A 12,566-nucleotide genomic window follows, 5' to 3' on the forward strand; every position below is an offset into this window, starting at 1 on the left:
GCTTTGTTCAGGTTGTTTTGAACAGTCAGCGAAGCGATGTTGGTGTTAACGGTCAACGACATGACGAATCCCTCGGGAGTGATGTGTACTTGGCTATCCGGCCCTGTCTGAGCCGGTATGGCCTAGAGAACCTTCGTAGTAGTTATCGTCGTGTCAGTCGCTTGCTTGAGGGGCTTTTCGTATTTTTTTTGATATTCGATTTTTAGCCAGTAGTTTCAATCACTTGTGGCGTTAAGAAAACGCGTGACGGGAAAACAAAATGTGACTGTCTTGGCAATTAGCGGTCGCTGCAAGTTGTATACATAGGTGGGGGTAACTTAGATAGGGCTACACAAAAATGGCATTGCAAGGTTTGCGTTGCGGTACACGGCCCTAGCCACCCGCGCGCCTGGAAAGCCATGGCAGGCGCGGTGAAGCTTCACTCAGGGCCTGCCAGTGACTGGGACCTGTCAGTCCCGATAAAGGATAGCCGATCCCCAGGACAGCCCTACGCCAAAACCACTGATAGCCACACGCTTCCAACTGCTGTCGAACAGGTGTTTTTCCAACAGCAGAGGCACACTGGACGACACCGTATTGCCGGTTTCCATCATGTCCTTCACAAACTTCTCGGGCTGATCTTCTTCGAAACGCCGCGCCACGGCATCGACGATAGCCGCGCTGCCCTGGTGAATGCAGTACGCGTCGATGTCGGCGGCGGTCAAACCGGACATCTCCAGCAGCTCGTGCAAATGAGCCGGCACCTTGATTAAGGCGAAGTTGAATACCTGGCGGCCATTCATAAAGAAGGTGCCATCTTCAACCTTCAAGTGAGGCGCGCCAGAGCCATCGGTACCGAACAAACTCTTGCCCAACTGCCAGGTCGCACCCTCCCCCATCCAGGTCGCGGTGGCGGCATCGCCGAAGAGCATGGTGGTATTGCGGTCTTCAGGGTCGACGATCTTCGAATAGGGGTCGGCGGTAACCAGCAACCCGTTCTTCAAACCGGCTGCTTCCATAAAGCCTTTCAAGGCATAGATGCCGTAGACATACCCCGAGCAACCCAGGGAGATATCAAAGGCCGCGATGCCGGTGGGCAAGCCCAGTTTGTCTTGCACGATGGCGGCGGTATGAGGCAGCCCTTCGGCATCACCGTTCTGGGTTACCACGATCAACGCATCGATGGTTGCGCGGTCGAGGGCCGGGTTTTTGGCGAACAAGGCGTTGACGGCTTCCACGCACAGGTCCGAGGTTTCTTGCTCGGCCGCTTTGCGTGGCAGAAAGGCCGAGCCGATCTTGCCAATAATGAAGTCTTCATCTTTGCCAAATTTCGCACCTTGCGCGTAGTTGTCCAGGCCTTGGGCCGGTACGTAACTCGCTATGCTCTTGATGCCAATCATCCTGGCTTCCCAAAAAAAGAATGCTAGAAATACACGCTGCCACCCATGGGGTAGCGCTGACGAAACCCCGGTTGGCTACTCAAGGCCAAGGCTACAGGCAGCCATCGGCTTTGAAGCCCCAGAGTACAATAGTGTGAAGATGCGCAAAATGACCCTGAGGTCACGCCGCCTGGCATGAATTTAATGATGAGCGACCCAGCGTAGGAGCGCCAGTAGCCGTAAACCAGGCCAACCCCCGGTATCAAAGGCGCCGCGCCAAAGGTTTGAGATGCACACTTTCATGTAAATTTGATGAAAATGTCGAAGCAATGGAACCGATCCGCCGCTGGCGCCATACAGGGGCTCTAACGGACGAGAGGCTCCAGTATGAGACTTTTCAATAACGCATCTGTAAACACCAACACGCTACTCCCTACCCATCATGTACAGCCCTCGGGAGGTTCCGCCCAACCCGCTGTACAGCCCTCAGCCAGCACGGAACACGCCCGAGAAATTGGCCCGATCACTAAAGAGCAAGACCTGGCAAAGCTGCCGTCGCGGGTTCGATGGCGCTGGTTATACCGGCGTGGGTAACGACCGCTGTTACTGGCCAGCATGTGGCGGACAACGCCTCATTGATGCTGGACGGGTATTTGGGCAGGCCTGAGCATATCGACCAAACACAAGGCAGCGTACCTATTCCTGACGGGCCAACGGTAGAGCCCGACGCTGAAGAAAGTGACGACGACAGTTTCTACGACGCGCATGAAAGCCTTAGTGAAGCCGGTAATTCGCCACGCGGCAGCCTAAACGACGCAGAGCGAATGGTTTAAGGTTTAACTGCTTATATAACCGTCCGACGCTCGGGCCGAGCTCTTGCTCGGCCTCGCAGCGACTGCCCCTCTCTGCCTGGAACGCCTGCTTGATGCCGGCATGCCTTGCGGCCGCTGTCAGGCCTTCAGCCCCCCTCTGGCCTTGTATCTCGGCATTGGCAAAGTATTTGCTGTTGCCCTGGCATTGCCGCCGCGGGCCGTTTTTTTGACGGCCCTGCCCAGAGCGCGGCCTGCTCTGTGGAGTCGCTCGGTTATGTCAAAAGTCATCCCGGTCACCAGCCCCCTTCTGCCGCCTCTGGAAGAGTTCCTCCCTTACCTGGAGCAGATGTGGGAAAGCCGCCGGTTGACCAACGGTGGCCCCTTCCATGAGCAGCTGGAAAGCGCCTTGGCTGAATACCTGGGGGTCGACCACTTGTGCTTGTTTGCCAACGGCACCCTGGCCTTGGTGACGGCACTGCAAGCCTTGCGCATCACGGGTGAGGTCATCACCACGCCCTACTCTTTCGTGGCCACGGCCCACTCGCTGTTGTGGAATGACCTGGCGCCGGTGTTCGTGGACATCGACCCGGTGACCTGCAACTTGGACCCGGCCAGCATCGAGAAAGCCATCACGCCCAAAACCAGCGCCATTTTGCCGGTGCATTGCTACGGCACGCCCTGCGACGTGGGCCGCATTCAAGCCCTCGCCGATAACTACGGATTGAAGGTGATCTACGATGCCGCTCATACTTTTGGCGTGCGCCAGGATGGCACCAGCATCCTGCGCCATGGAGACCTGTCGATTCTTAGCTTCCACGCCACCAAGGTGTTCAACACCTTTGAAGGCGGCGCCATCGTCTGCCCAGACGCCAAGACTAAAAAGCGCATCGACTACCTGAAGAACTTTGGCTTCGCCGATGAAGTGACCGTGGTCGCCCCTGGGATCAACGGCAAGATGAGTGAGATCAACGCAGCCTTCGGCCTGTTACAGCTCAAGCACATCGACCGCGCCCTGGGCATGCGCCAGCGCATCGACCAGCGTTATCGGGAGGCTATCGGGCAAATCCCTGGCCTGGAGATGTTCAACCACCCCCAGGGCCACGAGCCTAACTATTCGTATTTTCCCATCCTGGTGACCGAAGGCTACGGGCTTAGTCGGGACCAGGTGTACGCGCTGATGCGTGAGCATGACATTCTGGCCCGCCGGTACTTCTACCCGCTGATCTGTGAATTCCCTATGTACCGTGGGCTGCCCTCGGCGGACCTGAGCAAGCTACCGGTGGCCAAGCAGATCAGCTCGCAGATCCTGTGCTTGCCAATCTACCCGGACCTGCCCGACGAGGTGGTCGATACCATTTGCCAATTGCTGCGCCAGGGTCGCTAACCCCCGGCGCCAGCCTGATCTGGCCGCACGGTCAGGCGATCAAGGGTGACCAGGCCTTTAACCAGTGCTGAGCCTGTTCGCCCTCCAATAGCCCATGGGCCAGCACCTGGGTGCGCAGCGTTGCGGCTTCGCGCTGCCGCTGGGCAGGGTTGCTCAACCAGCCTTCGATCGCAGCGCTTAGCCCTTCGAGGTTGGCACTGGCCAAGCTTACCGGCCATGCCGAGGGCTGAGTGCTGAGCACCGCCGTGCCGCAGGCGCCATGCTCCAGTACCCGTTGCTCAGCCAGGGCCGAGGCGCGGAAAGCGGCTGCCGGGGCAACCACCGCCGCGTGCAGGCCCAGGCTCGCCAGGGCGTGGGGATAACGATGCGGTGCAACCACGGGGTGGAATTCATCTACCCAAGGGCGCAGGGCCTCTGGCAAACGCCCGTAAACGACCCAACGGACGCGCCCAGCAAACCGCCCCAGCAGGCTGGCCAGCAGGGGCAGGTCCAGTGTGCTCTGAGCTTCGCACACCAGGCCCAGGCGTGGCTGACCTTCGTCGGCCGCGGCCGAGGCCAGGCCCTGCCACAAGGCAGGCGGCAGTGCGGGGGGCAAGACTTCGACCCGTGCATGGGCCGGGCCCACTTGCTCAGCCTGAGCGGCGGTGGCAACCAGCACTTTATCGAAACCTGCCAGCGCCTCGCTCAAGGGGCGCCGCGCAAGAGCGGTGTCTTCAGCCAGGGCCAAGTCGCACAGCCGGCATGGCACCAGTTGATCGTCCATGGCATTCAGGCCGTCATCCTGTGGTTCCAGACCAAAGGGCAACACCACCGCCCCCGGCACCAAGCGCAGCCACTCATTTATCCCTGGCGCATCGGGTACCAAACCGCCTTCTAGCAGGCCCGCCGCGCGCAATGCTTGCAGCGGCTGACCGATACGTGGGTCGGCCACGCCAGGGTGGCCCGCGCCTATGACCACAGGCAAGCCAGCAAAGGCCAAGGGCCGCCATAGAATCTGCGCGTCGGGGTCGAAGTCAAAGCCATTGCCGCTCAGGGCGTACAGATGGCTGGCATAGGGGTCACGCCCCAGGGACGCGCCCCATTGGGCATACATGGCTTGCGTATCGGCAGCGGTGGTGGCACTGGCCTCGGCCTGAAGTACAGGTTCGGTCAATGCCACCCAGGCCCGTGGCGTCCATACGTTGAGGTAACCGGCCCAATGCAATTTCAGGCACAGGTCCGTATCGGCCCAACGCTGCCCGAAGCGCTGCTCATCCAAACCGCCGACCTGGCGAAAGATCGCCCGGGCAACCATCAGGCAGCCCCCCGACAGTGCCACCGCGTTGCGCTGCACCTGCAGGTACTCCACTGGCCCCTCTTGGCGGGTAAGTAGCGCAGTACTCGCTGGCCCCCGGAGCCCGAGACGAATGCCAGTGTCTTGCAACCGCTCGCCCCGCTCCACCCGGCGGGCGGCCACCGCCCCGACCTCTGGACGCATGGCTTGGTCCAGCAGCAGCTCGATCCACTGTGGCTCCACCAGGATGCAGGCGGGGTCTAGCATTATCAGATAATCATGGTCCAGCGCCTCTACCGCGCCATTGAGGGCGGTGTTATGCGCCAAGGGCCGAGGGCTGCGCACTGCCAGCACCTGCTTGGGCGCTTCACGGGCCAGATCGTCCATCCAGGTACCTGCTTCAGCGCCAGTCCCCTCGGTTTCCACCAGCACCACCTGGGCTTGGGGGTAGCTGCCCAGCACCCGCAGGCTGGTGACGCAACGCTTGAGGGTATCCAATGGGCCTTCAGCGGCTATCAACACTGCCACCGAGGGCGCCGCCTGGCCTGGGGCCAGGTGACCGTAATCGAGCAGGTATTGCCGTGGGCTGGCTTCCTGCACCTGAGCCTGGGCATAGCCTCTACGCCGTAGATGCGCCAACAGCGCCTTGCGTTCGTCTTCACAGGGCTGCAAGGGCAAAGCTTCGCACGTCACCAGAGGCTCGCTGATGTGCCCAAAGCCCAGCTCGCCCGCTTCGATCAGGCGCAAGGCCAGGTCGAACGCCAGGGCACCAGGCAAGCTGCCATCGAACCCATCCATGGCCAGCAGGGCATCGCGCCGGAACAGCCAGTGCCCAGCCATGGCCGCTGGTGCGCCAAGGAATTGGTCGAGGTTGAAATTACCACGCAGCAACGGCCACAAGCCGCCATGACCATCGTGGTACACCTGGTCGCAAAATATCGCCGGGCAGGCGGGATTGTTCATCAACTCTACCCAGGTAACGCTAAGCGCATCGGCATTGAAGCGCGTGCCGGCGTCCAGGCTGATCACCCAGTCAAAGGCCAGCTCGTCCACCAGCTGATTCAAGTGGCCGGCCCGCTGCCCGCGATCGCTGCTCACCCAATATAAACGGTCTTCCACACGGCCGCTGCCAACGTTAGGCCGGCTGGAGAGTATCACCACGGTGGTATTGGCCAGCAATGGCGCCTGTCGATCCAGGCTGGCCAGGCTGTGCAGCAAGCGGCGCTCATCATTGGCCAGGTCGTTGATGACCACCAATACCGCAGGGGCGCCCTGGGCCTGGGCGTAGGCATCGATCTTGGCCTGGCGCGCCGGGCCTAGTTGCCGAGCCTGTAGCCAGTGTTTGAACGCGGGTTGGGCAAAGCCTGGCAGCACCTCATGGAGCCAGCCACGCAGGTCCACCGGCGTGCCCTCTTCGGCCATGAGCCTGGTTGCCAAGGGCGCTGCCCGCACTTGCGCATTATGCTGCGCCGGGCGGACCCAGCCCAATTTCTGCAGAAGCTGCTTGAACAGCTGATGAAAGGCCCGCGGGCCGCTGTGGTCATCCCGCCCGCCCTGGCTGGATTGGTGCACGGATACGCGGAAGCTGGACAAGCACTCGTCCAGCATGGCCAGGTCTCCCTGGCGCAGCAGCTTGACGTAAATGGCCAGGTCCCCGACCCAAGAGATGGCCTGGCCATCCAGGCTGAAGAGGCCGTCGCCAAAGGCTAACAAGTCTGCTCGGCGGCAGAGCACCGAGGTAGGCTCGCCAATGAAGTTGTAGGTGTACTCGCCGAGGAAGGAGGCCAGATCCGCGCCATGCACCCGTGTGCTCTCGGCGAAAGGAAAGCGCGTGGCATAGGTATCAGGCAGCAGTTGGTCCTGCTCATCGACCAATTGTCGGCGGGCGGTGACCATGGTCAGGCCTGGATAGGCCTCCATCGCTTCCACCTGGCGGCGTACACAGCTGGGCATCAGCAGGTCGTCGTCGTAGAGCAGTTTGATATAGGTGCCTCGGGCGCGGCGCACGCCCTCGGTCACGTTCCCCGCCTCACCACGCTGCACGGTGTTGCGCACATAGTCGATAGGCCAGGGGCTGTGCGGCCGTAGCCGCTCGACGATAGCCTGCACCGCCTCGGTAGGGCAGTCATCGCCGATAACGATTTCCACCGAGGGGTAGTCCTGGGCGAAGGCGCTGCGCAGCGCCGCTTCGAAGAAGGTGGGCTTGTAGGCCGGTATTACGATGCTGACCAGTGCCGAGGGTCCCATGAAAGCTCCTTTTAATAGGTATCAGGCGCAGGTCCAGGCATCCAGCCAGCGCTGTAGCGCCGGGCCATGGAGCATGAAGTCGCGGTGGACGGTCTGGCGCAGGGCCTGGCCCTTTGCAGCGTTGGCGGCCGGGTCGGCCAACTGGTCACGGATGGCGGCAATCCACTCCTCCGTGCTGTTGGTGGCGACCAAGGTCACAGGCAAGGTGCCGCGGTAACTGCGGGTTTCGGTACACACCACCGGGAAGCCGCACGCGCCGTATTCCAATAGCCGCAGGTTGCTTTTGCAGTCGTTGAAAATGTGCTGCTCCAGCGGTGCCACGGCCAGGTCCAGGTTGAGGCTGGCCAGCTTGGCCGGGTACTTTTCCAGGGACACCGGCTCGTGGTACTCGTGGATGTACGGCCGTAGCTCGTCTGGGCACATGCCGAAGAACACCCAATGCACTTCGTTGGCCAGTGCCTTGACCACGTCTTTGATCAACAGCAGGTCGCCGGTATGGCTGGTCCCGCCGCCCCAACCCACCCTCGGCTTGGTGCCGGTACCCCGTTGGCCTTGCAGGTGTACCCAGCGATCGGGAGGCAACATGTTGGGCACCACGCGGATGTCCCCGTTCATGTCAGCCATTACCTCGGCCAGGGTTTGGGTGGACACTACCAACCGGTCACAGAGGCCAACACTGTGGCGCAACGAGGCCTGGATTTCCTTGGCCAGGAAACGCTTGTGTTCATTGGCCCCAGGTACGTCCAGCAGGTAGTCGTCCAGTTCGAAGATCCTGAACGCCGAGGTGTACCGCTTGAAGGACTCAATACCCTCAGAGGCGCGCCGGCTATAACGACCCTGGAAGATAACCGAGTCAGCCCGGATCCGGCCCATTTCCACTAGCGAAGGCACGCCGTAATACACCAGGCCCGTGGCCATGGCGGCCCGCTCCAACTCGTGGAACGGCTGGATCAACCGGTAATGGCCCACCGCGCCAGGGTTGATGGGCAGGCAGAGTAAATGTGGGCGCAGGCGTTGCTCGAAGGGCTGCCAATCCCGCTTGAGGCCGGCATCCAGACCGAAGCTGGCGCTGTTGAGCGTTAGGTTGGGGTTGTAGGCAGGGTCAGCCACCAGCCGAGGCAACCAGCGGCGATAGGCCTCGGTGGCCGCCTCTTCGAAGGTGGGCATGCCTTCCCGTGGGGCTTGCGGCCGAGCGCGGTAGCCCAGCACCGCCTGGGGCGTCCACACGATCAAGGCGCCGGCATCTTTTACCCTTAGGCAAAACTCGACGTCCGCGCATTGCTCGCCGACCGCGCCATCGCTCAGCCCGCCCAATTGCTCGAACAGCCCTTTGCGCACCAGCATGCAATGCTGACTGACCGCGCTGTAGTTTTGCGGGGCCGCCAGGCGCTGCAGGTAGCCACGCGCGCCAGGTGCCTCGCCCAAGAAAGGAGAACCGGCGATACCGCGCATGCCTAGGATCAACCCAGCGTGTTCGATACGCCCGCTCGGGCCCAGGAGTTTAGCGCCTGTGACGCCTACCTCCGGGCGCTGACCACAGGCCAGGAGTTCGTCCAACCATTGGGGCTCGATGGCCCGGCAATCAGCGCTGAGCAGTAGCAGGTAGTCGCCTTGGGCCTGTTCGGCCAAGGCATTGTAACGAACGCCCTTCACCTGCCCGGCGGGCTGTTCCTGCACGCGAATCCGCCCGCCACCGATGGCTGCCAGCGCCTGCAACCAGGCGTGAGTCTCGGCACTGGCGCTCGCTTCCACACCCAGCAGCACTTCGTAGTGGCTGTAGCGGGTTTGTTCCAGCAGGCTATCCAGGCAGGCCTGCATCAGCGCTGAGTCATCCAGGCTTAGCAGCAGAATGGACACCAATGGCTGCTGCTCATGCAGGTAAGCGGCTCGCCGAAAGCCGCCCACCTGGACAGGCTGCCATTCGAACGCCTGGCCAAGCCGGTTCAAGTGGCCCGCGAGTAATTGAGCATGCCCTTCGGTGACCTGGGCTTGCGCTAACCAGTTGGCATACGACTGGCCTGCATGCAGCAGTACATCGGCCACATGCTCGACGCTGGCCAAGCCATAGTGCTCGGCCATGCGCAGCAACAGGTCAGCCGCCCCAGCGTCCAACGTGGCGGCGTCGAAACCGCCGACGTCGGCGAACCCCTGGCGTGAGAAGGCAATGGCGCGGCCTACATAGGGGTAGGCATGCAGCAGGTCCAGGTTGAAGGCCGGCTTGAACACCGGCTCCGGGTTACCGGCCAACTCGCCACGGTCCTCATCGCTATAGCAAGCCTGTATGCCTTCACCGGTAGCGATGCGTTCAGCGATTTGCAACAGGGCATGGCGGCTCAGGGTATCCCCTGCTTCGAGCAGGTAGAACCAATCGAAGCCCTCTAGCCGCACCAGCAGCTCGTTGAGCTGGGCGCCCCACGTGGGGGTCAGGGGAGCGTAGACATGCTCACCGCGCCCTTCCAGCTCCAGCTGATCGCTGGACAACACCAGGCAGCCACAAGCGCCATAGCTTTGCGCCGCGATACTGCGCAGCGTGGCGTCCAGCGCCTCCGGGCCGTTACGGGCAATGATCACCGGCATGATCTGTGGCTGCCGTGCCCAACCGTTCACACGCTCCTCCAGCAAGGCTTCAGAACCCTCGGGGAAGTCTCGGCTGGCCAGCCATTCACGGTACATCTCGACAAAGGTTCGGGCGCTACTGCCCACCCGTTCGGTTTGAGTCAGGGTTTGCACGTGCAGCAGGCGAGTCATGGGAAATTCGGTGTAGTCCCGCGCATCCTGTGGCTGAGGCGGCAAGCTCAACCCGGTCAGGCGAACCGAGCCCGGCCAGGGCGCGCGTTCACCGCCCAGTTGGGCGATCATCCGAACCACCACGGCTTTTTCCAACGCCCGGCGGGCGTGCACATCGACCTTGGCATACCGACTGGAGTGCAAACGTTCGGCGCACAGCACCTGACAGACCAAGGCCAGGTCACCATGGCGCAAGATGCTCGCATACAAGGCCAGGTCAAAATTCAGCACCAGTTCGCTACCAGCGCTGGCCAGGGCAGGCACCACGCGTTTGAGGTAGGCGGTGCGTAACAAGGTGGCGCTGAGGCTGCCAATGAAATTGATCGGCCAGGTTTCGAAGAACGAGAGCAGGTCCCCGCCCTTGAGTATTACGTCGTTTGTGAACAGCGAGGTATTTTCCACGCGAGCTGGCAGCACGATGCCGTCCGGGTCCGCCAGCCAGCGCTGCGCCGCGCATAGCCCAACGTCCGGGTAGGCTTGCAGCACGTCTACCTGGCGCGCGACCACTGCCGGAAGCAGCCAGTCATCACCGATCAGGAATTTGACGAATTCCCCTTTTGCTTGCTCCAGCGCCCAGCGTACATCCGCGGGGTAAGCCAGCGGGCGCTTATGCGCCTGGTGCTTGATCGGCACCTGGGTTTGCCCTCGGGCCTGCTCGATGATACGAGCAACCTCGGGGTTGCCGGAGCTGTCGCTAACGATCACTTCCAGCTCAGGGTAGGTTTGCCCCAGTGCACTGTGCAGCGCCCGGTAAAAATGAGTAGCGTCCTGAACCAGAACAGCAAGGGTAACCCGCGGTGTCGATCTCATTGGAAACTCGCCTGATGGCCGCTATAACCCACGCTCGGCCAGAAAAATGACGGCAACGGTGCCATGGGTCAGGGGTTGCAAAACGAGTGCCGTAAAACCGGCTGGGAGGCGGGAATCGTTAGGAAGGTATGTGGAACGTTTGCCGATTGATCGGGGCCATGGGCCCCAAGGCAGGCGCGGTGGCTGATCATTCGCTGGCTAGCGCCAGCTCCCACAGAGGACGTTGAGCCCGCAGATCCCGTAGCAGCAGGCCTTGGCCGCGGCTGGGTTCACCACCGTGGCAAGGCCGACGCGAGCAAGCTCGGCTGCTATGCGAACAGGTATTACAACCGGTCGAACAGCGACAACTGCGAGATTTTCGCGAACGACAGCTGGGCGGCCTGGAGCATGGTCTGCTGCAAGGTAAGCTTGGACGTCGCTTCGGCCATATCGGTGTCGCCGATCTGGGACTGGGTACTGGCGTTGGCAATCTGCAAGCTTTCGATCTCCGCGCTCTGAATGTCCAGGGCGTTGCCACGGGCACCGATGGAACCACGAGTGACCTCGATGCGGTTATCCGCCGATTGCAGGTTACCAATGGCCGACTCGATAGAATTGTGCAATTTCAACTGCGCCGCCGGGTTGTTGGCAGTAGGCGTACTGAGCGCGACCTGCAACTGGTTCAGGGTGTCCAGCACGTTTTGGGTGCTGTGGGTGTTGGCGCTCACCGTGAACTGGTCATCACTGGCGGGGGCACCGCTAATGTTGAACGTTACCCCTGCGGTGGTCAGCGAGCCACTGCCGTCATAATTACCACTGGCCACTGGCTTGCTGGTGTCGCTCAACGGCTGGGCGAACACCTGGTAGGCCGACGGGCTAGTGAACTTGATCACCGCCCCGTTGGTGGGGAAGCCTGCCGTATACACAGCAGCATTGGTCACGGAACCCGCGGTCATTTGCGCGGTTGAGGTGTTGCTGGCCAAGCGGTTGGCGGTGATGGAATCCGGCGTGGCTTTAAGGCTGAAGGTGCGCCCGGCCAGTACCGCATTGGCGTCTTCGCTCTTGTCCACGTTAGTGTCCACGCTGAACGTCACGCCGTACAGGCTGATGCTGTCACCGCCTTCTTTGTTGTAGTTGTAGCTGCCCTTGCCACCGGTTTGCGCCGTTACGTCGTTACCCTGGGCGTCGCTGACGGTGTACTGAGTACCGCTGGTGAAGGTCAGGGTATAGGGCTGGCCAGGCGCGAACTTCTCGTTGTACGTCGTCAACGCGCCCAACTGACCATTGCTCACCGACAGCTTGCCGTCCACCGTGGCTGGGGCCGTTTGAGTGGTTTGGGTACGGCTTACGTTGGTGGACAAGTCAAAGATGCTAAAGCCGGTGTCATTGGTGGCTACCGACAGCGCATCCGATACTTGCAGGCTGAGCTGAGTCTCATCACCTTGGTAGGTGTAGGAGCCGTCGCTATTAGGCAAGTAAGGTTGCGTGGTGCTCTTGGAGCCGGAGAACAGGTATTGGCCGTTGGCGTCTTTGGTATTGAGCAACCCATAGACGGTTTCTTTGATCTGGCCAATTTCGCTGGCCAGAGACACGCGATCATCGTCAGTCAACACGCCGTTGCCAGCCTGAATGGCCAGTTCCTGGGCGCGCTGCAGCGCCGTGCTGATATTGGACAGCACGCTCTCTTCAGACAGCAGCGAGTTGTTGGCGCTGGTGATGTTGGCCTTGTATTGGTCCAGTACCCCACTTTGCTGGCGCAATTGCAGCAGCTTGGCGGCGCCTATGGGATCGTCCGAGGCGGTCTGGATACGCTGACCCGAACTGATCTGGTCCTGGGTCTTAGAGGTATCCCCAAAATTCTTGGTGTAGGTGGTGGTGCTATTGGCGAAATACTGGCCTGTAGAAATACGCATGTC

At 61.3% G+C, this 12,566-nt stretch carries 6 protein-coding genes; 2 read left to right on the plus strand and 4 right to left on the minus strand.

Translation table 11 applies throughout. From position 1 onward, the window contains the following. Positions 1-449 precede the first annotated feature (449 nt). Positions 450-1,379 (minus strand): ketoacyl-ACP synthase III, encoded by a 930-nt coding sequence (locus tag ACWKV4_RS11060; RefSeq protein ID WP_483832129.1) that lies wholly within the window; start codon positions 1,377-1,379, stop codon positions 450-452. A 545-nt stretch (positions 1,380-1,924) separates the two neighbouring features. Between ACWKV4_RS11060 and ACWKV4_RS11065 the strand changes: the two genes are divergently transcribed. Next, on the plus strand, positions 1,925-2,191 hold the full coding sequence (locus ACWKV4_RS11065) for a hypothetical protein (RefSeq protein ID WP_483832130.1): 267 nt from the start codon (positions 1,925-1,927) through the stop codon (positions 2,189-2,191). A 253-nt stretch (positions 2,192-2,444) separates the two neighbouring features. Further along, on the plus strand, positions 2,445-3,554 hold the full coding sequence (gene vioA, locus ACWKV4_RS11070; protein ID WP_483832131.1) for a dTDP-4-amino-4,6-dideoxy-D-glucose aminotransferase VioA: 1,110 nt from the start codon (positions 2,445-2,447) through the stop codon (positions 3,552-3,554). Positions 3,555-3,585: 31 nt separating this feature from the next. Here the strand turns inward: vioA and ACWKV4_RS11075 are convergent, their stop codons facing one another. The 3 genes from ACWKV4_RS11075 to ACWKV4_RS11085 form a co-directional block, all read right to left on the minus strand. Then, positions 3,586-7,074, minus strand: a complete 3,489-nt coding sequence (locus ACWKV4_RS11075) for a glycosyltransferase (RefSeq protein WP_483832132.1) — start codon at positions 7,072-7,074, stop codon at positions 3,586-3,588. A 21-nt stretch (positions 7,075-7,095) separates the two neighbouring features. Beyond that, a complete protein-coding gene (locus ACWKV4_RS11080; RefSeq protein WP_483832133.1) occupies positions 7,096-10,671 on the minus strand; it encodes a glycosyltransferase in 3,576 nt (1,191 codons plus the stop codon). Positions 10,672-10,994: 323 nt separating this feature from the next. Continuing rightward, positions 10,995-12,563 carry a flagellar hook-associated protein 3 gene (locus ACWKV4_RS11085; RefSeq protein ID WP_483832134.1) on the minus strand — a complete coding sequence of 523 codons (1,569 nt, stop codon included), beginning with the start codon at positions 12,561-12,563 and terminating at the stop codon, positions 10,995-10,997. Positions 12,564-12,566 lie beyond the last annotated feature (3 nt).

It is taken from the genome of Pseudomonas artemisiae, assembly GCF_057128685.1.

Excerpts from the sequence above, each read along its gene's own strand:
- ACWKV4_RS11075 (WP_483832132.1), bottom strand. The coding sequence starts at position 7,074 with ATGGGACCCTCGGCACTGGTCAGCATCGTAATACCGGCCTACAAGCCC.
- ACWKV4_RS11065 (WP_483832130.1), top strand. The coding sequence starts at position 1,925 with ATGGCGCTGGTTATACCGGCGTGGGTAACGACCGCTGTTACTGGCCAG.
- vioA (WP_483832131.1), top strand. The coding sequence starts at position 2,445 with ATGTCAAAAGTCATCCCGGTCACCAGCCCCCTTCTGCCGCCTCTGGAA.
- ACWKV4_RS11080 (WP_483832133.1), bottom strand. The coding sequence starts at position 10,671 with ATGAGATCGACACCGCGGGTTACCCTTGCTGTTCTGGTTCAGGACGCT.
- ACWKV4_RS11060 (WP_483832129.1), bottom strand. The coding sequence starts at position 1,379 with ATGATTGGCATCAAGAGCATAGCGAGTTACGTACCGGCCCAAGGCCTG.
- ACWKV4_RS11085 (WP_483832134.1), bottom strand. The coding sequence starts at position 12,563 with ATGCGTATTTCTACAGGCCAGTATTTCGCCAATAGCACCACCACCTAC.